The organism is Azohydromonas australica DSM 1124 (genome assembly GCF_000430725.1).
GTDB classification, from domain to species: Bacteria; Pseudomonadota; Gammaproteobacteria; order Burkholderiales; family Burkholderiaceae_C; genus Azohydromonas; species Azohydromonas australica.
Genome location: NZ_AUMO01000043.1, coordinates 125050 through 146446 on the forward strand (window position 1 = coordinate 125050; position 21397 = coordinate 146446).

Here is a 21397-nt window from a genome sequence, read left to right on the forward strand (position 1 = left end):
AGGTCCTGGAGCGCCGGCCGTTCAGGAGCCCATCACCGGGCCCGCAGAAGCCTCACTGCGCGCGCAGCGTGCCGCCCTCCTCCACCACGCGCGTGCCCGCGGCGACAGGGTGGGATTGCGTGACCCGGCGCACGCTGCCGTCGTCCATGCGCACGCGCACCTCGTACACCGTCTCCGAGCGCACGCGCTTCTCGATCTCGTGGCCGGCGAAGCCGCCACCTACCGCGCCCAGCACCGTCGCCACCTTGCGGCCGTTGCCGCCGCCCACCTGGTTGCCCAGCACGCCGCCGAGCACGCCGCCCGCCACCGCGCCGATGCCCTGCGCCGGCCCTTCCTGGCGGATGGTCTGCACCGACTCCACCACGCCGCAGCTGCGGCACACCGGCGCCTGCGCCACCGGCTGGGCCACCGGTTGCGGCTGCGCCACGGGTGCTGGAGCGGGAGCGGGCGCCGGCGCGCGCGCGACGCTGCGGTGCGCGGGCTGCGGCGCCGGGGCCGGTGCGTGCTGCACGGGCGCCGGCCGGGGGGGCGGGCTCTGTACCTCGTCGGCCGGCGTGTCGGGGGGCGCCAGGCGATTCACGTTCGCGGCCGGAGCCTGCGCGGCCAGCACCGGAGCGCCGGCTGACGACTCGCCGCCCGCCGGGGCCTGCGTCGCCGCGGCCACGGGCGCCGCGGCCGGCGCGGAGGCCTGGCCGCGCAGCATCCAGCCGCCGCCCAGGCCCAGCGCCGCCACCAGCGCGGCACCACCCACCAGGGCCACGGGGGAGCGCAGCGCCGAAGCCGGGCGCGCCGTCGTCATGTCGTTCATGCCTTGCATTGCTCTTGGAATCCAGACCGCCGAAGGGCGATCCCTGCCTAGGCAACGATCGGGAACGCCCCTCGGCAGACAGCGGCAGCGGCGGAACTGCAACCAAATACAAACGCCCGGGCGGTGCCGGGCGTCGTGTCAGGACCGGAGGGCGGCTCGCAGGCCGCGCCCCGGGATCAGAGCAGCGGTGCCAGCGCGCGGCGCGCGGCGGTCTCGTCCAGGCCGTTGCGCGCGGCCCAGTCGGCGAGCTGATCGTCCCCGATCTTGCCGACGTTGAAGTACGCCGCCTGCGGGTGGCCAATGTAGAAGCCGCTGACGCTGGAAGCCGGCGTCATGGCCAGGCTCTCGGTAAGCCCCATGCCGATGGCCGGCGCGTCCAGCACGCGGAACAGGTCGCGCTTCGGGAGGTGGTCCGGGCAGGCCGGGTAGCCCGGCGCCGGGCGGATGCCGCGGTACTTCTCGGCGATCAGATCTTCGTTGGAGAGCGCCTCGTCCGAGGCGTAGCCCCAGAGCTCGGTGCGCACGCGCTGGTGCAGCCGCTCGGCGAAGGCCTCGGCCAGCCGGTCCGCCAGGGCCTTGAGCATGATTGCGGAGTAGTCGTCGTGTGCGGCCAGGAACTCCGCCTCCTTCTTCTCCACGCCCTGCACGCTCACGGCGAACATGCCGGCGTAGTCGGCCTTCGCGCCGCGCGGCGCCACGAAGTCCGACAGGCAGCGGTTCGGGCGCTTCACGCCGTCGATCACCGGCCGCTCCGACTGCATGCGCAGCCCGTGCCAAGTCATCACCGGCTCGCCGCGCCCCTCGTCGGCATAGAAGGCGATGTCGTCGCCCACGGCGTTGGCCGGGTACAGGCCGATGACGCCGTGCGCCTGCAGCCAGCGCCCTTCCACCAGGCGCTGCAGCATGCGCTGCGCGTCCTCGAACACGCGCGTGGCGGCCTCGCCCACCACCGGGTCCTGCAGGATCGCCGGATAGCGCCCGGCCAGGTCCCAGGTCTGGAAGAAGGGCGTCCAGTCGATGCAGGCCACCAGCTCCGACAGGTCCTGGTTGCGGAACACGCGCTTGCCGATGAACTTCGGCACCGCCGGCTCGTAGGCGGCCCAGTCGATGGGCGTGGGGTTGGCGCGCGCCGCCTCCAGGCTCACCAGCGGCGTGGCCTTCTTGTTGGCGTGCTGCTCGCGCACCTTGACGTAGTCGGCCTCCAGCTCGGCGATGTACTTCGCCGCGCGCTCGTCGCTCAGCAGCTCCGAGCACACGCCCACGCTGCGCGAGGCATCGGGCACGTACACCACCGGGCCCTCGTAGTGCGGCGAGATCTTCACCGCCGTGTGCACGCGGCTGGTGGTGGCGCCGCCGATGAGCAGCGGCGTCTTCTTGTCGCGGAAATGCGCGTCGCGCTGCATCTCGGCGGCCACGTGCTGCATCTCCTCCAGGCTGGGCGTGATCAGCCCCGACAGGCCGATGATGTCCGCGCCCTCTTCCTTCGCCTTGGCGAGGATGTCCTGGCACGGGACCATCACGCCCATGTTCACGACCTCGAAGTTGTTGCACTGCAGCACGACGCTGACGATGTTCTTGCCGATGTCGTGCACGTCGCCCTTGACGGTGGCGATAACGATGCGGCCCTTGGACTTCACCTCGCCGCCGGCGTCGATCAGCGCCTGCTTCTCCGCCTCGATGTAGGGCAGCAGGTGCGCCACGGCCTGCTTCATGACGCGGGCGGACTTCACCACCTGCGGCAGGAACATCTTGCCCTGCCCGAACAGGTCGCCCACCACGTTCATGCCGGCCATCAGCGGGCCTTCGATCACGTGCAGCGGGCGCCCGCCCTCGGCGCGGATGAGCTGCCAGACCTCCTCGGTGTCGGCGTCGATGAACTCGTTGATGCCCTGTACCAGCGCGTGCGCCAGGCGCTCGCGCACCGGCAGCGCGCGCCAGGCCAGGCGGGCGCTATCGTCCTTGGCCAGGCCGCGCACCTGGTCGGCGATGGCCAGCAGCCGCTCTGTCGCGTCCGGGCGGCGGTTGAGCACCACGTCCTCCACGCGCTCGCGCAGCTCGGCGTCAAGCTGGTCGTACACGCCGACCATGCCGGCGTTGACGATGCCCATGTCCATGCCCGCCTGGATGGCGTGGTAGAGGAACACGGTGTGGATCGCCTCGCGCACCGGCTCGTTGCCGCGGAAGCTGAAGGAGACGTTGGAGACGCCGCCCGAGACCTTGGCGCCGGGCAGGTTGCGCTTGATCCAGCGCGTGGCCTCGATGAAGTCCACGGCGTAGTTGTCGTGTTCCTCGATGCCCGTGGCGATGGCGAAGATGTTGGGGTCGAAGACGATGTCCTCGGGCGGGAACCCAACTTCATCGACCAGGACGCGGTAGGCCCGCTCGCAGATCTCGATCTTGCGCTGGTAGGTATCGGCCTGGCCCTTCTCGTCGAAGGCCATCACCACCGCGGCGGCGCCGTAGCGCTTGATCAGCCGCGCCTGGCGCTTGAACTCGGCCTCGCCCTCTTTCATCGAGATCGAGTTGACGATGCCCTTGCCCTGGATGCACTGCAGCCCCGCCTCGATCACGCTCCACTTGGAGCTGTCGATCATGATCGGCACGCGCGCGATCTCGGGGTCGGAGGCGATGAGGTTGAGGAAGCGGACCATGGCGGCCTGGCTGTCCAGCATCGCCTCGTCCATGTTCACGTCGATGATCTGCGCCCCGTTCTCCACCTGCTGGCGCGCCACGGCCAGCGCCTGCTCGAACTGGCCGGCCAAGATCATGCGGGCGAAGGCCTTGGAGCCGGTGACGTTGGTGCGCTCGCCGATGTTGACGAAGAGGTGCCCCTGGCCGATGGTCACGGGCTCCAGGCCCGACAGCCGCATCGGCGGCACGTTGAAGTTGGTTTCGCTCATGGCGAGGTGCTCACAAGTTGCCCGTTCGCCCTGAGCTTGGTCGATGCGGTCTGCAGCCCGGCTGTGCCACAGAGGGCTTCGACAAGCCCAGCCCGAACGGGGAATGAATCAGGCGGTTTCGACCAGGGAGGTGAACAGCGGGTCGGCCTTGCTGCGCGGGCGGTAGGCGCTGACCTTGCGCGCGATGGCGGCGATGTGGTCGGGCGTGGTGCCGCAGCAGCCGCCCACGATGTTGAGGAAGCCGCTCTTGGCGAAGTCCTCCATCAGCCCGGCCGTGACCTCGGGCGTCTCGTCGAAGCCGGTGTCGCTCATCGGGTTGGGCAGCCCGGCGTTGGGATAGCAGCTGATGGCCGTGTCGCCCGCGATCTTGGCCAGCTCCTCGATGTAGGGCCGCATCAGCGTGGCGCCCAGCGCGCAGTTCAGCCCGATGGCGATGGGCTTGGCATGCCGCACCGAGTGCCAGAAGGCCTCCACGGTCTGGCCGGAGAGGATGCGCCCTGAGGCGTCGGTGACGGTGCCGGAGATCACCACCGGCAGCCGCTCGCCCGTGTCCTCCATCAGCTCGTCCAGCGCGAACAGCGCCGCCTTGGCGTTGAGCGTGTCGAAGATGGTCTCGACCAGGAACAGGTCCGCGCCGCCTTCGAGCAGCCCCTCGGCCTGCTCGCGGTACGCGGCGCGCAGCTGGTCGAAGCTGACGTTGCGTGCGCCGGGGTCGTTGACGTCGGGGCTGATGCTGGCCGTGCGCGGCGTGGGGCCGACGGCGCCGGCCACGAAGCGCGGCTTCTCCGGCGTGGAGAACTTGTCGGCGGCTTCGCGGGCGATGCGCGCGGCGGCCACGTTCATCTCGCGCGCCAGCGGGGCCAGGTCGTAGTCCTCCTGGGCGATCGAGGTGGCCCCGAAGGTGTTGGTCTCGATGATGTCCGCGCCTGCGGCCAGATACTGCTCGTGGATGTTGCGAATGACGTCGGGCCGCGTGAACTGCAGCAGCTCGTTGTTGCCCTTGAGGTCCTTGGGATGGTCCTTGAAGCGCTCGCCCCGGTAATCGGCTTCCGTGAGCTTGAAGCGCTGGATCATCGTGCCCATGGCGCCGTCGATGATGACGATGCGCTGCGGCAGAAGCGCCGCCAGCGCGGCGCCCCGGGTGTATTTCGGTGCGTTCATCCTGGCATTGTAGGAAGCGAGCGATGGCATCCCAGGCGCGGCGGCATGCGCCGGCCGGGGGCGGCTGTCAAGTCCTGCGCTGACTCAGGGCTTCACTCGGCTTCAGGGCTTGGCGATGGACACGCCGTGCCGGGGATCGTCAGGCCCGCGGCCGCTCCTTCGGCCTCCAGGGCCATCCCGGTTTCGCGCACCACCGCGCTCCCCTTGGCGGCCTCCTCGCCACCGCAACCGGCCACCACAAAACGGCACGCCCGGCCACGCCCGCCCTCAGGGCTGGACGATCGCCACCGCCAGGAACGGCTTCGACTCCAGCCCGACGTAGACCGTCATCCCGGCGCCGGGCAGCGTCATGCTCAGGCTGCCGTCGCAGGGACTCGGTGCGCCGTTGACGCTGCAGTTGTCGGCCGTCCGGTAACGCATGCCGGGCAGCGGCTGGTTGTAGACCTGGGTGTCCAGGCGGCCGTCGGCCGTGCGGCGCCGGGTGACGGTGCCGGCGGCCGGGTCGGTGGCCGTGACGGTGATCTCGGGGCTTTCGATCTCGCTGGAAACGCCCTGGGGATTCACGAACAGCTCCCAGAACCGGCTGCCGGCACCGACCTTCGGGATCGCCAGCGCCTGCTGCCGCGCCGCCACCGCCAGGCCCCGGTGGCCCGGCAGGCGTTCCACCATCAGCACCTGGCCGCTCGCCGTCTTGAAGGCGAAGACCCGGGCCGGCACGCCGCCGCCGCCGCCGCCGCCGCCGCCGCCGCCGCCGCCGCCAAGCGTGAAGCCCCCGTCGGGGTGGCTGGCGAACCTGAGCGGCGCCGCGGCGGAGGGCACCGCGCAGACCAGGCCCTTGCACTCCCGGGTGATGCTCACCGCGCCGTCGCTGCCCACGCTGAAGCTGTCCAGCGCGGCCTGCAGCGGCGCGTTCTTTCCCTCGCGCGCGTACGACAGCCGGTTCCAGGTGCCGGCCAGCTCGGACAAGGGCAGCGCCTGCTCGGGCACCAGCATGCTGATGTCGGCGTGGGGCTTCGCCGCACTGCCGGCGCGGTGGCGCAGCAACAGGCCCAGGCCCGCCGACGACACCAGCATCCGGCTGCTGCCTTGGGCGTGCGGGAAGCTGAAGCTGCAGGCGCCGGTGTCGGTCAGTGGCAGCGGCTCCGTGCCGCCCGGCAACGTGGCGCGCAGCGCAGCGGCGTCCACCTGCAGCACCGTGCTGCCCGCGTCGTCCACGTTCGGATCCACCACGCGGTAGCGGCCCGAGCGCAGGCCGGGACAGCCGGCGTGAGCGGGCTGGGCCGCGGCACCTGCCGTGCCCTGCGCCGCCGGCTCCGGCAAGCTCCCGCCGGCACCCATGCACGCCAGCATCCAGGCCACGGCGCCGGCCACCCAGCCGCTTCGCTGCACGAAGAGCTTCATTCGTCCTCCCGTTTTTCTTGGAATGGGAAGGCGGCCCAAGGCGCGCACCGGCCACCTTGTTTCATTTTGATACGTGCGCTGGGCCGCGATGCTAGGCGAGCCCAGGCCCGGCCCGGCCTGCGGGCCGGGCCGCCAGTCGTGACAAAAGCAACGCCGGCTGGCGCTAGTGCTTGCCCGGCAAGCCGGTGGGCGTGAAGCCGATGCCCCGGCGCTGGCGCGCCTCGGGCTTCACGCGGTGCTCGCTTTCGAGCTGGCTCAGGAACTCGTCGGGCTCGAAGGCCTGGCCCAGCAGCTCCACCTGGCGCCGCACCGCCGCGAAGTCGCCCGGCGTGAGCAGGTCCAGCTGCGCCAGGCGCTGGCGCTGCTCCCCGGTCAGGCGCTCGGCGTCACCGTCCAGCGCCTCGTTCACGAACATGCGCACGCGCTGCTCGGGGCGCAGCGGGTGGAAGCGGATCTTGAAGGTGAAGCGCCGCAGGGCCGCCTCGTCGAGGTCGTCGAACAGGTTCGTGGTGCAGATGAAGATGCCGGCGAAGCGCTCCATGCCCTGCAGCATCTGGTTGACCTCGCTGACCTCGTAGGTGCGCTCGGCCATGCGGCGGCTGCGCAGGAAGCTGTCGGCCTCGTCCAGCAGCAGCACCGCGCCCTCGGACTGCGCTTCCTCGAACATGCGCGCCATGTTGGCCTCGGTCTCGCCCACGAACTTGCTCATGAGGTCGCTGGCCTGGCGGATCATCAGCGGGCGGCCCAGCTCCTGCGCCAGGTGCTCGGCCAGCGCGGTCTTGCCGCTGCCGGGCACGCCGTGCAGGCACAGCGTGCCGTGGCCGCGCCGGCGCAGCGCCTCCACGATGCGCGGCAGCTCGAAGCGGCACTCCACGTTCAGCAGCTCCAGCGCGTAGCGCGTGACGCTCACGCGCGCGCGGCTGCCCGCGCTCTGGCCCAGCGCCCGGTCGGCGTTGACCAGCTGGCGCTCGATCAGCGCCTCGATGCCCGCCGCCTCGCTGGCGGCCAGCCGCGCGAAGCGCACCGCAGTGCGGATCTGCGCCGGTGTCAGGCTGCGCCGCTCGGCCAGCCGCGCCACGAAGCCGGGGCTGACGGTGGCCCCTTCCAGCGCCCGCGCCACCAGCCCTTCGCGCGCTCCGGGCGGCGGCGACTTCAGCTCCAGGTGGTACTGGAAGCGGCGGCGGAAGGCCGGGTCGATCTGCTCGATGCGGTTCGTCACCCACAGCACCGGCACCGGGTTGGTCTCCAGGATCTGGTTGACCCAGGCCTTGCCGCTGACGCTGCCCGACAGCGGCGCGTCGCCGCTGTCCAGCCGCGCCATGAGCTGCGCGGTGTCGGTGGAGATGGGCGGGAAGACGTCCTCCACCTCGTCGAAGAGCAGCGCCACGTGGCCGCTGCCCTTGAGGAAGACCTGGCTGATCTGCAGCGAGCGGTAGCGGTCACGGCCCGAGAGCGAGTTGCCGTCGCGGTCGGCGTACTCGACCTCGTAGAGCTCCAGCCCCGCGGCCTGCGCCACCACCTTGGCCAGCTCGGTCTTGCCGGTGCCCGGCGGCCCGTACATCAGCACGTTCACGCCGGGCTCGCGCTGCGCCACCGCGTTCTTCAGCAGCGCGGTGAGCATGGCCACGTCGTCGCCCACGAAGGCGAAGTCCGCGGCCGTGAGCTCGGTGCGCCGCGCCGGGCGCGTGAACACGGCCATCAGCTCGCTGGGCTCGCGGTACTCGCGCATGAGCACCGGCGGCAGCTGCTCGCTGACCTTCATGAGGTCGGCCAGGTCGGTGATGTTGTGCTCGGAGATGAGGTTCTCGACCATGCCGATGCGCTCCAGGCGCGAGCCCGCGCGCAGTGCCTCGGCCACCTCCTGCTCGTTGACGCCGGCCACCGCCGCGATGGCCGCGTGCGCCTCCTGGGCGCTGGAGACCTTGAACTCCACCAGCAGCCCGCGCAGGTCGCGCTGGTAGCGCGCGAGCGTCCCGTACAGCAGCAGCGCGCGCTCGGCGGGGTTGAGCTGCAGCAGCCCGGCCAGGGCGTCGATGTTCTGCTGCACCCGCGTCTGCTGCTTCTTCAGGCTGCGCTCCAGCCACTCGGCGGTGGCGCCGATCACGGCCAGCAGGTCCTTCGGGGCGTCCTTGATGTACTCGTCGATGTAGAAGAAGAGCGTGCCTTCCTCGTACGGGCCGCGCCAGCAGCCGTGGCGTTGCAGGAACGCGACATCGGCCAGCGCCTCGTGCCCGCGCCAGAGTTCGTTGTCGCGGCAGCGCCGCTCCAGGAACTGGCGCAAGCGCCCCAGCACCGGCACCGGCCACACCAGGTGGCGGCCCACGAGCGACAGCAGGCTGCTCCAGTCGCGCCGCAGGTTGAAGCGCCCGGCCTGCTTCATCGTCAAGGCCAGCACGAATTGCGAGCACATCAGATCGAGCACCGGGGCCTCGGTCAGCCCCGGCGAGGGCAGCAGGCGCGCATCGGTTCGACTTCTCACCGGCGATCCTCGTGCTGTTGTGGTCCAAAGTGCGCGCGATCTTGTCGCAGCCCCTGCACACCAGCAAGCCCTGCGGACTTGAAGGCCAAAGCCACGCGCCGCGCGGCCCATGAAAAAGAACCGGGCCCGCACGCGGCGGGCCCGGAGGACGTGGCGGGAAAAGGAACCGCCCGCAATCTCAATGCAGCGACACCGGCTGCTGCGCCAGCTGCGTGTAGCCGGCAATGAACTCGTCGAGCGCTTCCTCGGTGGGTTCGGTCTCCACCAGGTGGTCCACGCCCTCGCGAAAGCGCTGGGCCAGCGCACCCTCCAGGAAAATCTCCTTGCGGGCGAACTTGTCGACGATCTCGTAGCCGCCGCGGTGCACCGCCGGAGCACTGTCTTCAGCGGCCGGCAGGTCGAACTGCAGCACCGCGAAGCTGTCCGAGTTGTAGAGCATGAGCATCTTCAATCCTCCTGAGGCGGCAGTTGGGAGGTATCCGGCAAGTTTCAAGCCCGTCGATGCGTGTTTCTCTCGCGCTCAGGGCTCTCGCTCCTCGGACTCCAGCACCATTTCCAACGCATCGCCCCCGCCCGCGGCCGACAGCCGGGCCCGTACCGGCAGGTGGTGCCGGGCCGGATCGAGCCAGATTTCGACCCGGGTGTCGTACTTCTTGCGCGGCTGGCGCGAGAGCTTGAGCGAGCGCACCTCGCCCGCCGGGCCGGCCACCGTCTGCTCGCCCTCGACGACGAAGGTCCACGCGTCGGCATCGCCGCGCGCGCCGGTGACGAAGAGCTGGATGCGCTCACCGGCGCCGAAGCGCTGCGGATCGGCCGCGACGATGGCCGGGATCTGCAGCAGCACGCTCAGCCGGTCCTGTGCGCCCGCGGGCAGCGGGAACTCGGTGGTCGGGCCGGAATAGGTGATCTTGCCGTCCTCGCGCTGGAAGTTCGCCGCCTGCGCCTCGCGACCGCGCCGGCGCACCAGGTAGCGCTCGGGCGCGATGCCCGCGCCGTCCAGCGCGCCGGTGCTGCGCCAGTCCAGCACGTTGATGCCCGCCACCTCGCCGGTGAGCGAGGCCTCGTACTGCCCGGCCCCGGGCCGCCAACGCAGCTCGCCGGTGCCCCACAGCAAGCCGCGCTCCAACCGGTAGCGGCGCAGCAGCGGCGGCGGCAGCGCCGTGGCGTACACCGGCAGCGGCGGCAGCGCGCCCTGCACCGCCGAGGCCGCGCCCGCGACGGCGGAAGCCGCTTCCGGCGCCGCCTCGGCCGTCGCACCGGGCAGCGGCTCGGAAGCCGCGGCGGCACTCTGCGCCTCCGACGCAGCGGCCGGCAGCGCCAGGGCCACTTCGTGAGGCTCCGAGGCCGCCACGTCGGGCGCCGAAGACGCCTCGGCCTGGGCCACGGCCGACGCCGCCTCGGCAACAACCGGCGCGGCCGGCTTCTCGGCCGCGGCCTCGCGCGCCGCCTTGGGCGCGGGCCGCGCGACGGGCTTCACCGGCGCGGGCGCCGGCGGGGGTGCGGCCGGCCGCGGCGGCAGCGCCTGCAGCTGCACCGCCACGCTGGCGGCGGGATCGGGCGGGGGTTCGGCGTCTTCGCCGCGGCCCAGCAGCAGCCAGGCATGCAGCGCCGTGACCGCTGCCACCGTGAGCAGACCGGCCACCCGGCGGCGCAGGCGCCGACGGCGCGGCCCCGACAATGGCGAGTTCTGCAACGGTGACAAGGGTTATGAAACTGGCGACCTACAAGGACGGTTCGCGCGACGGCCAGCTCGTCGTGGTCTCGCGCGACCTCGCGCGCGCCCATTTTGCGACCGGCATCGCCACGCGCCTGCAGCAGGTGCTCGATGACTGGAATTTCCTCGCGCCGCAGCTGCAGCAGCTCTACGAGGCCCTCAACCGTGGCCAGGTGCGCCACGCCTTCGACTTCGACCCGCGCCTGTGCGCCGCGCCCCTGCCGCGCGCCTTCCAGGTGGCCTGGGCCACGGCGGCGCGCCACGAGGCCGGCGACGCCGCGGACGATCCGGACGCGCCGCTGCCGCTGCGCCTGGAAGTGGCCGCCGGCGACGCGCTGCTGGGTTCGCGCGACGTGGCCGAGTTCGCCAGCGACGGCTGGGACATCGACGCCGAACCGGGCCTGGCTGTCATCAGCGGCGACATCGCCGCGGGCACGCCTGCGCCCCAGGCGCTCGAAGGCGTGCGGCTGCTGACACTGATGTGCCGCTGGCGGCTGCGCGCCCTGGACGGCGCCGACGCCGGCTTCAGCCCCGCGCCTGCCTTCGGCCCGGTGGCGGTCACGCCCGACGAGCTGAACCTGGCCTGGGAGGGCGGCCGCGTGCGCGCCGAGCTGCAGTGGACCTGGAACCAGCGCCGCCTGGCGCGCTGCGACGCCGCCGCGGCGCTGCCCTGGCACTTCGGCCAGCCCCTGGCGCGGCTGGCGCACACGCGCATGCTGCAGGCCGGCAGCGTCGTGGGCTGCGCGGCGCAGTCGGCCCTGCCCGAAGTGGCCTTCAGCCTGCAGGCGCTGCGCGCGCACGAGGCGAGTGAAGGCGTCCAGGCCCTGCGCGAGGGCTTCCTGCGCCACGGCGACCAGCTGCGGCTGGAACTGCTGGACGAGCGCGGACTCTTGCCCTTGGGCGCCATCGAACAGTCGGTGGCCATTGGGCGAGGATGATGGGCAACGCATGAACGACTTTCCCCGCACGCTGAAGTTCGCCACCGTCTGGTTGCTGATCGGCGCCGCGCTGTTCCTGGGCGTGCAGTGGTGGCAGTCGCAGGAGCGGCGCACGCGCTTCAGCGTGCAGTCCGGCGTGGTGGAGCTGCAGCGCGGGGCGGACGGCCACTACCACTGGCCCGGGCGCATCGACGGCGAGGCGGTGGACTTCCTGGTGGACACCGGCGCCACCGGCAGCGCGATGCCGCTGGCACTGGCGCGCCGGCTGGGCCTGCCCGAGGTCGGGCAGATCCGCACCCAGACCGCCGGCGGCGAGGTCATGGGCACGCTGGTGCTGGCCGACGTGACGCTGGACGGCGGCGTGCGCGTGCAGCGCCTGCGCGTGGCCGCGCTGCCCGGCCTGGGCGACCGCCCGCTGCTGGGCATGGACGTGCTGGGCCGGCTGCACTGGCAGCAGCGCCAGGGCGTGCTGCGCATCGAGCTGGACGGGCGCTGAGCGGCCGGCGCGCCGGTTGCAGCGGCAACCTGATCCGCCCGGGCGCCGCATGGGCCGCAGGCACAATCGGCCGCACGTCGTTGGAGACAGACAAATGGCCGACCAGCCCGATTTCGCCAAGCTCGTTCCCGGATTCGACTTCCTGCAAAAGCTCATGGGCGGCGCCAACGCCGCCATGCCGCCCATGGGGCAGTGGGTGGCGCCCACGCTCAACCCGGAGGAGCTGGAGAAGCGCATCAACGAGCTGCGCACGGTGCAGTTCTGGCTGGAGCAGAACGCCCGCATGCTCGGCGCCACCATCCAGGCGCTGGAGGTGCAGCGCATGACGCTGACCACGCTCAAGACCATGAACGTGAAGATGGGCGACCTGCGCGACGCGCTCAAGATCCGCCTGCCCGACCCGCCCGCGGCGGCGCCCGCTCCCGCGCCGGCCCCCGCCGCCGCAGCCAAGCCGCCGGCAGCGGCCCCGGCGCCCAGCGCGTCCGGTGACAAGCCGGCCGCCGGTGCCGTGGACCCGATGCAGTGGTGGAGCGCGCTGACGCAGCAGTTCGGCCAGCTCGCCGCGCAGGCGATGCAGGACGGCGCCGCCGCCGCCGAGGCCGCGCGCGCCACGCTGGCGAGCTCGATGGCGCAGGCCACCGCCGCCAAGAAGGCGCCCGAAGGCCAGGGCGCCGAAGCGCCCGCCGACACCCCCGAAACCTCCGAGGCGCCCGCGGCCAAGACCGCGGCGCGCAAGCGCAGCACCAAGTAAGCGCCGGCGCGGCCCGCGGCTTGCACGGCCCGCGAGTACGGCATGGCGCCGCGCCCCTGGCGCCCGGTTTGCCCGCGCGGCGGGCATGCATGGCCGCCGTGGCAGCGCGGCGGCCGTGTCGCCGCATGACAGCGCTGGGCACGCGCCCACACACTGAACCATGGACACTTTCCTGCACGCCCACGCCACGCATCCCGACTGGCGCTACGCCCTGGAGCTCGCCAACGCGCAGCTGCGCGCGCAGCGGGCCTCGCAGCGCCAGCGCAGCGGGGGCGCCGACCTCGGCTTCGTCTACTTCAGCGACCTCTACGCCGCGCAGGCGGAGGAACTGCTGCAGGCCTTGCACCACGACTGGCCCGGCGTGGCCTGGGTCGGCGGCACGGGCGTGGGCATCTGCGGCAACGGCGTGGAGTACTTCGACGAGCCCGCGCTGGTGCTGATGCTGGCGCGGCTGCCCGCGGGCAGCTTCCAGGTCTTCTCCGGCACGAACCCGCTGTCCCTGGCCGCGCACACCGCGCTGGTACACGCCGACCCCGCCACGCCGGAGCTGCCCGAGCTCGTGGCCGAGATGAGCGAGCGCACGGACTCGGGCTACCTCTTCGGCGGCCTGGCCTCGGCGCGCTCGCAGGCGCTGCAGGTGGCCGAGGGCGTGTTCCGCGGCGGGCTCTCGGGCGTGGCCTTCACGCAGCAGGTGGGGCTGATCTCGCGCGTGACGCAGGGCTGCACGCCGGTGGGCCCGGTGCGGCGCGTGACCGCGGCCAACGAGCACCTGGTGCTGGAGCTCGACGGCGAGCCGGCGCTGGACGCACTGCTGGCCGACACCGGCGTGGACCTGTCGCAGCCCACGGTGGCGCTGCCGCGGCTGCGCTCCACGCTCGCGGGCGTGAGCGACGCGCGCGAGGACACGCTCACCCGCGGCGGCCAGTTCGGCGAGAACACGCGCGTGCGCCACCTCATCGGCCTGGAGCCCGGGCGCCGCGGCGTGGCGCTGGCCGAGGCGGTGGAGGTGGGGCAGCAGATCGCCTTCTGCCACCGCGACGCCGTGGCCGCGCGGCGCGACCTGGTGCGCATCTGCGCCGAGATCCGCGAGGAGATCGAGGCCGGCATCGAGGCGCCCGCGGCGCCGGGCGCCGGCGGCGCGGAGCTGGCCGCCGCCTCGCGCATCGCCGGGGCCATCTACATCAGCTGCGCCGGGCGCGGCGGGGCGCACTTCGGCGCGCCCTCGGCCGAGCTGCAGATCGTGCAGCACGCCCTGGGCGACGTGCCCCTGGCGGGCTTCTTCGCCAGCGGCGAGATCGGCCACCACCACCTCTACGGCTACACGGGGGTGCTGACCGTGTTCACGGCAGAACCCTGATGGGTTTGCCGTTCGGTCCGAGCCTGTCGAAGCCCGGTCGTGCGACCGGGCTGCAGGCGCTTCGACCCGCTCAGGACGAACGGAGATAACGACCCATGACGCCCCCGCGCATCCCGCCCATCCACTGCCTGCTGAGCTTCGAGGCGCTGGCGCGGCTGCGCAGCGTGACGCTGGCGGCCGAGGAGCTCAGCGTCACGCCCAGCGCGGTGAGCCACCGCATGCGCCAGCTCGAATCGCAGCTGGGCGTGAAGCTCTTCGCCCGCAACGACTTCACCCTCAGCGCCGACGGTGCGGCCTACCTCGCGCACGTGCGCCAGGGGCTGCTGGCGCTGCAGCAGCTGCCCGGCAGCGCCGCGCGCACCGGCGCGCCGGTGCGGCTGCGCCTGGCGGTCACGCCCACCTTCTCGCGCGAGATCCTGCTGCCCAAGCTGGCGCTGTTCCGCCATGCCTACCCCGAGGTGGAGCTGATCATGCAGGTGGCCATCCCGCTGCTGAACGTGAAGGCCGAGGAGGCGGACTTCGAGATCCGCTACGGCACCGGCCCCTGGGCCGACGTGGAGCAGGTGTGCGTGCTGCGCGACGTGGCCTGCCCCGTGTGCAGCCCCGAGTACCTCAACGAGGCCGGCCCCTTCGACGGCTTTGACACCGCCGAGGTGGTGTCGCGCGCGCGGCTCATCCGCAGCCCGCTGGAGCCCTGGGGCACGTGGTTCCGCGCCTGCGGCATCGCCCTGCCCGAGCCGCGCAGCGGCGGCGCGCAGTTCAACGACGTGGGGCTGATGCTCGATGCCGCCGCCGCGGGCTTCGGCGTGGCGCTGGCGCGGCTGCGCCTGGCGCAGACCTGGCTCGACAACGGCCGCCTGGTGCGCCTGTCCGCCCGCACCGTGTCCTCGCCGCACCACCATTTCCTGTGCTGGAAGCCCGGCACGCTGGAGCGCTGGGAGTGCGCCGCCTTCGCCGAGTGGCTCAAGCTGATCCTGGCTTGACCCTGACCCTGCCGAGCCGGGCGTGACAAAGGTGGCAAAGCTGACGGTTTCCTGACTGCGCTTGAAAAAGGCTCATGCCCGGTATGAAGAATCTTCATTTCAGGCCGGGCCTTGATCTCTACAGTCGCGCCCCCAGTGGGTGCCGTGGTTGTCGCCCATCAAGCGGTTCAAGAATCTCGGGAGACAAGCCATGGTTTGGCAACAGGTCTACGACCCCTTCGGCAACATGTTCATCTCCACCTTGCTGGGCGCGATCCCGGTGGTGGTGATGCTGGTGGCGCTGGGCTTCCTTCACATCAAGGCGCACATCGCCGCAGGCCTGGGCCTGCTGGCGGCCTTCCTCATCGCGGTGTTCGCCTACGGCATGCCGGCCTCGATGGCCGGCAACGCCGCCTTCCTGGGCGGCCTCACCGGCCTGCTGCCCATCGGCTGGATCGTTCTCAACATCATCTTCCTGCACCAGCTCACCGAGCAGAACGGCAGCTTCAAGATCCTGCAGGACTCGATCGCCGGCATCACGCAGGACCGCCGGCTGCAGCTGCTGCTGATCGCCTTCGCCTTCGGCGCCTTCTTCGAGGGCGCGGCGGGCTTCGGCACGCCGGTGGCGGTGACGGCGGCGATCCTGATCGGCCTGGGCTTCTCGCCGCTGGCCGCCTCGGGCCTGTCGCTGATCGCCAACACCGCCCCGGTGGCCTACGGCGCGCTGGGCACGCCGGTGATCACGCTGGCGCAGGTGCACGGCTACGACCTGCAGGAAGTCTCGGCCATGATCGGCCGCCAGCTGCCCTTCTTCTCGCTGCTGGTGCCCTTCTGGCTGATCTGGGCCTTCGCCGGCCGCAAGGCCATGATGGAGATCTGGCCCGCGATCCTGGTGACGGGCGCGAGCTTCGCCTTGTCGCAGTTCTTCGTCTCCAACTACATCGGCCCGGAGCTGGTGGACGTGATCGCCGCCATCGTCTCGATGGTGTCGCTGGTGAGCTTCCTGCGCGTGTGGAAGCCCAAGACGATCTGGACCTCGGTCTCGCTCAAGGGGCATGACAAGGACGGCGGCGAGGCCAAGGCGCCGGCCCCGGTGGTCAAGCACCCGACGGCCGACGTGATCCGCGCCTGGCTGCCCTGGGCCATCCTGACGCTGTTCGTCTTCATCTGGGGCCTGCCCGAGGTCAAGAAGTTCTGGAACGGCATCTACGCGCCCAAGTTCCCGATCGCCGGCCTGCACAACCTGATCGAGAAGGTGCCGCCGGTGGTGCCGACGCCGCACAAGGAAGCCGCGATCTACACCTTCAACCTGCTGTCCGCCACGGGCACGGGCATCCTGCTGGCGGCCATCGTGGGCGGCCTGGCGATGAAGTACAACCCGGTGGCGCTGGTGAAGACCTTCTTCCGCACGCTGTGGCTGGTGCGCTACTCGCTGCTGACCATCGTGCTGATGCTGGCGCTGGGCACGCTCACGCGCTTCTCCGGCACCGACACCACGCTGGGCCTGGCCTTCGCCAACACCGGCTGGATGTACCCCTTCTTCGGCACGCTCATGGGCTGGCTGGGCGTGGCGCTCACGGGCTCGGACACGGCGTCCAACGTGCTCTTCGGCGGCATGCAGAAGGTGGCGGCGGAGCAGCTGGGGCTGTCGGCCAACCTCATGGGCGCGGCCAACTCCTCGGGCGGCGTCATGGGCAAGATGATCGACGCACAATCCATCGTCGTTGCCTCCACCGCCACGCGCTGGTTCAACCACGAGGGCGACATCCTGCGCTACGTCTTCTTCCACTCGGTGGCCCTGGCCTGCCTGGTGGGCATCTTCGTGACGATGCAGGCCTACGTCTGGCCCTTCACGCTGATGGTGATCCACTGATCGCCTGACGCTTCAGACCGGCCCCGAGGGGCCGGTTTTCGTTTCAGCCCCTCGCTTTCAACTCTTCACACAACAGGAGGCCGTCCATGAACGCTTCCCAAGACCTGCCCTCCGCCGCCGAGCGCTCCCAGCGCCGGTCGCAGGTGGTCGCGGCGCTGCAGGCCGCGCTGCCCGCGCACGCGCTGCTGTGGCGCGACGAGGAGACCACGCCCTACGAGTGCGACGGCCTCACGGCCTACCGGCAGTCGCCGCTGGTGGTGGCGCTGCCCGAGACCGAGGCCCAGGTGGCCGCGGTGCTGCGCGCCTGTCACCAGCTCGGCGTGCCGGTGGTGGCGCGCGGCGCCGGCACGGGCCTGTCGGGCGGCGCCATGCCGCACGCGCTGGGCGTGACGCTGTCGCTGGCCAAGTTCAACAAGATCCTGAAGGTCGACCCGGTCAGCCGCACCGCGGTCGTGCAGTGCGGCGTGCGCAACCTCGCCATCAGCGAGGCCGCCGCGCCGCACAACCTCTACTACGCGCCCGACCCGAGCAGCCAGATCGCCTGCACCATCGGCGGCAACGTTGCGGAGAACTCCGGCGGCGTGCACTGCCTGAAGTACGGCCTGACCGTGCACAACGTGCTCAAGGTGCGCGGCTTCACCGTCGAGGGCGAGGCCGTGGAGTTCGGCTCGGAGGCGCTGGACGCCGCCGGCTTGGACCTGCTCACGGTGATGGTGGGCAGCGAGGGCATGCTGGCCGTGGTCACCGAGGTGACCGTGAAGCTGGTCCCGAAGCCCCAGCTGGCGCGCTGCATCATGGCCAGCTTCGACGACGTGCGAAAGGCCGGCGACGCGGTGGCCAACATCATCGCCGCGGGCATCATCCCGGCCGGGCTGGAGATGATGGACAAGCCCATGACGGCGGCGGTCGAGGACTTCGTCCATGCCGGCTATGACCTGACCGCCGAGGCGATCCTGCTGTGCGAGAGCGACGGCACGCCGGAGGAGGTCGAGGAGGAAATCGGCCGCATGGTGGCGGTGCTCGAAGCCAGCGGCGCCATCGGCATCACCGTGAGCCGCGACGAGGGCCAGCGGCTGCGCTTCTGGAGCGGGCGCAAGAACGCCTTCCCGGCCTCGGGTCGCATCAGCCCCGACTACATGTGCATGGACTCGACCATCCCGCGCAAGCGCCTGGCGGACATCCTGCTGGCGATCCAGGAGATGGAGAAGAAGTACCAGCTGCGCTGCGCCAACGTGTTCCACGCCGGCGATGGCAACCTGCACCCGCTGATCCTGTTCGATGCCAACGACCCCGACCAGCTGCACCGCTGCGAGCTGTTCGGCGCCGACATCCTGGAAACCAGCGTCGCCATGGGCGGCACGGTGACGGGCGAGCACGGCGTGGGCATCGAGAAGCTCAACTCGATGTGCGTGCAGTTCAGCCCCGCCGAGCGCGAGCAGATGCTGGCGCTCAAGGCCGCCTTCGACCCGGCCGGCACGCTCAACCCGGGCAAGGTCGTGCCCAGCAAGCACCGCTGTGCCGAGTACGGAAAGATGCATGTGAAGAAGGGCCTGCTGCCCTTCCCCGAGCTGGAGCGCTTCTGACATGAGCACCATGACCGACACGCCCGGGGCGCAGGACCCCGTGCTGGCGCGCCTGATCGACCAGGTGCAGACCGCCCGCGCCGCCAAGGGCACCTTCGAGATCCGCGGCCACGGCAGCAAGCGCTTCTATGGCGAGGCGCCGCGCGGCGAGGCGCTGGACACGCGCGTGCTTGCGGGCATCAGCAGCTACGAGCCCACCGAGCTGGTGGTGACGGTGCGCGCCGGCACGCCGCTGGAAGAGCTGGAGGCGGCGCTGGCCGAGAAGGGCCAGTACCTGCCCTTCGAGCCGCCTCGCTTCCAGGTCGACGGCGGCCGCGGCACCGTGGGCGGCATGGTGGCCGCGGGCCTGGCGGGCCCGGCGCGCGCCACCGCGGGCGCCGTGCGCGACTACGTGCTGGGCGCCACGCTGCTCAGCGGCAAGGCCGAGGTGGTGAGCTTCGGCGGCCAGGTGATGAAGAACGTGGCCGGCTACGACGTGGCGCGCATGCTCGCGGGCTCGCTGGGCATCCTGGGGCTGATCTGCGAGGTGAGCCTGAAGGTGCTGCCGGTGCCGGTGGCCACGCGCACGCTGCGCTTCCAGCTCGACCAGGAGACGGCGCTGCGCCATCTCAACATGTGGGGCGGGCAGCCGCTGCCGCTCAACGCCAGCGCCTGGTGGAACGGCACGCTGGTGCTGCGCCTCTCGGGCGCCCGCGCCGCGGTGGACTCGGCCTGCGCGCGGCTGGGCGGCGAGGTGGTGGACGAGGAGTCCGCCGCAGCCTTCTGGCTGGGCCTGCGCGACCAGCGCGACGACTTCTTCCAGCTCGCGGCCACGTCGGTGGCGCAGGGCGAGCGCACGCTGTGGCGGCTGTCGGTACCGCAGACGGCCGCGCCGCTGGCGGACCTGGGCGGCCACCAGCTGGTCGAGTGGGGCGGCGCGCAGCGCTGGGTGCTGACGGACCGGGACCCGGTGCAGGTGCGCCAGGCGGCGCAGCGTGCCGGCGGCCATGCCGTGCTGTATGCCGCCAAGGACAAGCGCGTGGGCGTGTTCGCCCCGCTGTCGCCGCCGCTGGCGCGCATCCATCGCCAGCTCAAGGCGGCTTTCGATCCCGACCGGGTGTTCAACCCCGGGCGGCTCTATCCGGATCTCTGAATCTTTTCGAGTCGAAAGTTTTGACGTCCGGGCCAAGCCCGCGAAGGTCCTGCCGCCCATCGGGCGGCGGGCTGTGGCGTGGCATCGGCCCGGGCGGTGAAAGTGAACGATGCAAACCAATCTCGCTCCCGAATTCCGCGATACGCCGGAGGGCCAGGAGGCCGAGGCGATCCTGCGCAAGTGCGTGCACTGCGGCTTCTGCACCGCGACCTGCCCGACCTACCAGCTGCTGGGTGACGAGCTCGACGGTCCGCGCGGGCGCATCTACCTGATGAAGCAGGTGCTCGAGGGCGGCGAGCCCACGCGCGCCACGCAGCTGCACCTGGACCGCTGCCTGACCTGCCGCAACTGCGAGAGCACCTGCCCCTCGGGCGTCAACTACGGCGCGCTGGCCGACATCGGCCGCAACATCGTCGAGAAGAAGGTGCAGCGCCCGGCGGGCGAGCGCGCCAAGCGCTGGCTGCTCAAGGAAGGCCTGACCTCGCCGCTGTTCGCCCCGGCGCTCAAGCTGGGCCAGGCGCTGCGGCCGCTGGTGCCGGCCAGCCTGCGCGAGAAGGTGCCCGAGAAGACGCCGCCGCGCGCACACGAGTGGCCCCGGCGCGAGCACGCGCGCAAGGTGCTGATGCTCGCCGGCTGCGTGCAGCCCTCGATGGCGCCCAACATCAACGCCGCCACGGCGCGGGTGCTGGACGCCGCAGGCATCCAGGCGCTGGTGGCGCCGGAGGCCGGCTGCTGCGGCGCGATCCGCTCGCACCTGTCGGACGTGGAGGGCGGGCTCAACGACATGCGCCGCAACGTGGACGCCTGGACCCCGCTGCTGGACCAGGTCGAGGCCATCGTCATGAACGCCTCGGGCTGCGGCGTGATGGTCAAGGACTACGGCAAGGCGCTCAAGCACGACCCGGCCTATGCCGGCCGCGCCGAGCGCATCTCGGCGCTCACCAAGGACTTGTCGGAGCTGCTGCCCGACCTGGTGCCGCTGCTGCAGCCGAAGCTGGCGGCGAAGGCGCCGCAGCCGAACGTGCCGGCCGGCGCCGCGCCGCATCGCCTGACGTTCCACCCGCCGTGCACGCTGCAGCACGGGCAGCAGCTGCGCGGGGGCGTGGAGTCGGGGCTGCGGGCGCTGGGCTTCGAGGTCAACCTGGCCGTGGGCGAGGCGCACCTGTGCTGCGGCTCGGCGGGCACGTACTCGGTGCTGCAGCCCGAGCTGTCGCACCGGCTGCGCGACCGCAAGCTGGCGCAGCTGCTGCCCACGCAGCCCGACTGCATCGTCTCGGCCAACGTGGGCTGCATCCAGCACCTGCAAAGCGGCACCGGCACGCCGGTGCGGCACTGGGTGGAGGTCGTGGACGAGGCGTTGGCCAAAGGCTGACCAAGCCTCCAGCGCGGGCCGGGAGGTCCGCGCGCCTTGTCCCGGGCTTCAGCCCCTGGTGTCCACCACCACCTCGCGGCTGTCGAAATACCCCTGGAAGTCCGCGATGCGCCCGCTGTCGTCCAGGCGCAGCAGCGTGACGCCGTCGTAGGCCACGGGCTTTCCGCTGGGGTCGGTGCCGTGCGAGCGCCAGAACAGCCCCGCGGCATGGTCGTTGGCTGTGATTTCGGAGAAGTCGGAGTGGATGTCGGCAAAGGCGCCGCAGTACTGGCGCCAGAAATCGGCGATGTCCTCACGGCCCTGCAGCTCCCGCTGCTCGCGCTGCAGCATCGGGTTGCGCAGCCGCGCGTCGTTGGCGAAAAGGTCCAGCAACTCGTCCAGCGCCGCGTCGCCCTGGTCCTCCAGGTGGTTCAGGGCGTGGATGAAGCGCTGGGCCAGTTCTTGAGTTTGCTGAGGGGTGTTCATGAGGG

At 71.6% G+C, this 21397-nt stretch carries 17 protein-coding genes; 9 read left to right on the forward strand and 8 right to left on the reverse strand.

Annotation, left to right across the window (positions count from 1 at the left end; translation table 11 throughout):
- Window positions 1–52: 52 nt before the first annotated feature.
- From H537_RS56475 to H537_RS0107255, 7 genes are all read right to left on the reverse strand, one after another.
- Complete coding sequence (locus H537_RS56475) at window positions 53–808, reverse strand: outer membrane lipoprotein (RefSeq protein ID WP_051242088.1); 756 nt, start codon at window positions 806–808, stop codon at window positions 53–55.
- A gap of 176 nt (window positions 809–984) precedes the next feature.
- Window positions 985–3708 carry a methionine synthase gene (metH, locus tag H537_RS0107230; protein WP_028997367.1) on the reverse strand — a complete coding sequence of 908 codons (2724 nt, stop codon included), beginning with the start codon at window positions 3706–3708 and terminating at the stop codon, window positions 985–987.
- A gap of 108 nt (window positions 3709–3816) precedes the next feature.
- On the reverse strand, window positions 3817–4869 hold the full coding sequence (locus tag H537_RS0107235; protein WP_028997368.1) for a homocysteine S-methyltransferase family protein: 1053 nt from the start codon (window positions 4867–4869) through the stop codon (window positions 3817–3819).
- Between the two features lie 267 nt (window positions 4870–5136).
- Window positions 5137–6270 (reverse strand): hypothetical protein, encoded by a 1134-nt coding sequence (locus H537_RS52435; RefSeq protein WP_028997369.1) that lies wholly within the window; start codon window positions 6268–6270, stop codon window positions 5137–5139.
- A 163-nt stretch (window positions 6271–6433) separates the two neighbouring features.
- Window positions 6434–8749: an ATP-binding protein gene (locus tag H537_RS0107245; protein ID WP_028997370.1), complete on the reverse strand. Its 2316-nt coding sequence runs from the start codon at window positions 8747–8749 to the stop codon at window positions 6434–6436.
- A 178-nt stretch (window positions 8750–8927) separates the two neighbouring features.
- The gene (locus H537_RS0107250; protein WP_028997371.1) at window positions 8928–9194 is read right to left on the reverse strand and encodes a BTH_I0359 family protein; all 267 of its coding nucleotides are present in this window, start codon (window positions 9192–9194) and stop codon (window positions 8928–8930) included.
- A 75-nt stretch (window positions 9195–9269) separates the two neighbouring features.
- Entirely contained in the window at window positions 9270–10427 is a 1158-nt protein-coding gene (locus H537_RS0107255; protein ID WP_028997372.1) for a DUF3108 domain-containing protein, read from the reverse strand.
- Window positions 10428–10456: 29 nt separating this feature from the next.
- Here H537_RS0107255 and H537_RS0107260 point away from each other — a divergent pair, with 29 nt between their 5' ends.
- The 9 genes from H537_RS0107260 (at window position 10457) to glcF (ending at window position 20927) form a co-directional block, all read left to right on the forward strand.
- Window positions 10457–11401: a fumarylacetoacetate hydrolase family protein gene (locus H537_RS0107260; RefSeq protein WP_028997373.1), complete on the forward strand. Its 945-nt coding sequence runs from the start codon at window positions 10457–10459 to the stop codon at window positions 11399–11401.
- 10 nt (window positions 11402–11411) lie between these two features.
- On the forward strand, window positions 11412–11897 hold the full coding sequence (locus H537_RS41680; RefSeq protein ID WP_051242090.1) for a retropepsin-like aspartic protease family protein: 486 nt from the start codon (window positions 11412–11414) through the stop codon (window positions 11895–11897).
- Window positions 11898–11991: 94 nt separating this feature from the next.
- Window positions 11992–12648 (forward strand): PhaM family polyhydroxyalkanoate granule multifunctional regulatory protein, encoded by a 657-nt coding sequence (locus H537_RS0107270; RefSeq protein WP_028997374.1) that lies wholly within the window; start codon window positions 11992–11994, stop codon window positions 12646–12648.
- Window positions 12649–12808: 160 nt separating this feature from the next.
- Complete coding sequence (locus H537_RS0107275) at window positions 12809–14005, forward strand: FIST signal transduction protein (protein ID WP_028997375.1); 1197 nt, start codon at window positions 12809–12811, stop codon at window positions 14003–14005.
- Between the two features lie 95 nt (window positions 14006–14100).
- The gene (locus H537_RS0107280; RefSeq protein WP_028997376.1) at window positions 14101–14988 is read left to right on the forward strand and encodes a LysR substrate-binding domain-containing protein; all 888 of its coding nucleotides are present in this window, start codon (window positions 14101–14103) and stop codon (window positions 14986–14988) included.
- A gap of 190 nt (window positions 14989–15178) precedes the next feature.
- Window positions 15179–16840, forward strand: coding sequence for an L-lactate permease (locus H537_RS0107285; protein ID WP_028997377.1), 1662 nt, complete (start codon window positions 15179–15181; stop codon window positions 16838–16840).
- 86 nt (window positions 16841–16926) lie between these two features.
- Window positions 16927–18423: an FAD-linked oxidase C-terminal domain-containing protein gene (locus tag H537_RS0107290; protein ID WP_028997378.1), complete on the forward strand. Its 1497-nt coding sequence runs from the start codon at window positions 16927–16929 to the stop codon at window positions 18421–18423.
- Window positions 18424–18433: 10 nt separating this feature from the next.
- Window positions 18434–19555: a glycolate oxidase subunit GlcE gene (gene glcE, locus H537_RS0107295; RefSeq protein ID WP_043458375.1), complete on the forward strand. Its 1122-nt coding sequence runs from the start codon at window positions 18434–18436 to the stop codon at window positions 19553–19555.
- A gap of 109 nt (window positions 19556–19664) precedes the next feature.
- Window positions 19665–20927, forward strand: coding sequence for a glycolate oxidase subunit GlcF (gene glcF / locus H537_RS0107300; protein WP_028997380.1), 1263 nt, complete (start codon window positions 19665–19667; stop codon window positions 20925–20927).
- Between the two features lie 48 nt (window positions 20928–20975).
- Here the strand turns inward: glcF and H537_RS0107305 are convergent, their stop codons facing one another.
- A complete protein-coding gene (locus H537_RS0107305; RefSeq protein WP_028997381.1) occupies window positions 20976–21392 on the reverse strand; it encodes a nuclear transport factor 2 family protein in 417 nt (138 codons plus the stop codon).
- Window positions 21393–21397 lie beyond the last annotated feature (5 nt).

Coding starts and splice junctions, on each gene's coding strand:
- H537_RS56475 (WP_051242088.1), bottom strand. CDS start 808: ATGAACGACATGACGACGGCGCGCCCGGCTTCGGCGCTGCGCTCCCCC.
- metH (WP_028997367.1), bottom strand. CDS start 3,708: ATGAGCGAAACCAACTTCAACGTGCCGCCGATGCGGCTGTCGGGCCTG.
- H537_RS0107235 (WP_028997368.1), bottom strand. CDS start 4,869: ATGAACGCACCGAAATACACCCGGGGCGCCGCGCTGGCGGCGCTTCTG.
- H537_RS52435 (WP_028997369.1), bottom strand. CDS start 6,270: ATGAAGCTCTTCGTGCAGCGAAGCGGCTGGGTGGCCGGCGCCGTGGCC.
- H537_RS0107250 (WP_028997371.1), bottom strand. CDS start 9,194: ATGCTCATGCTCTACAACTCGGACAGCTTCGCGGTGCTGCAGTTCGAC.
- H537_RS0107260 (WP_028997373.1), top strand. CDS start 10,457: ATGAAACTGGCGACCTACAAGGACGGTTCGCGCGACGGCCAGCTCGTC.
- H537_RS41680 (WP_051242090.1), top strand. CDS start 11,412: ATGAACGACTTTCCCCGCACGCTGAAGTTCGCCACCGTCTGGTTGCTG.
- H537_RS0107270 (WP_028997374.1), top strand. CDS start 11,992: ATGGCCGACCAGCCCGATTTCGCCAAGCTCGTTCCCGGATTCGACTTC.
- H537_RS0107275 (WP_028997375.1), top strand. CDS start 12,809: ATGGACACTTTCCTGCACGCCCACGCCACGCATCCCGACTGGCGCTAC.
- H537_RS0107280 (WP_028997376.1), top strand. CDS start 14,101: ATGACGCCCCCGCGCATCCCGCCCATCCACTGCCTGCTGAGCTTCGAG.
- H537_RS0107285 (WP_028997377.1), top strand. CDS start 15,179: ATGGTTTGGCAACAGGTCTACGACCCCTTCGGCAACATGTTCATCTCC.
- H537_RS0107290 (WP_028997378.1), top strand. CDS start 16,927: ATGAACGCTTCCCAAGACCTGCCCTCCGCCGCCGAGCGCTCCCAGCGC.
- glcE (WP_043458375.1), top strand. CDS start 18,434: ATGACCGACACGCCCGGGGCGCAGGACCCCGTGCTGGCGCGCCTGATC.
- glcF (WP_028997380.1), top strand. CDS start 19,665: ATGCAAACCAATCTCGCTCCCGAATTCCGCGATACGCCGGAGGGCCAG.
- H537_RS0107305 (WP_028997381.1), bottom strand. CDS start 21,392: ATGAACACCCCTCAGCAAACTCAAGAACTGGCCCAGCGCTTCATCCAC.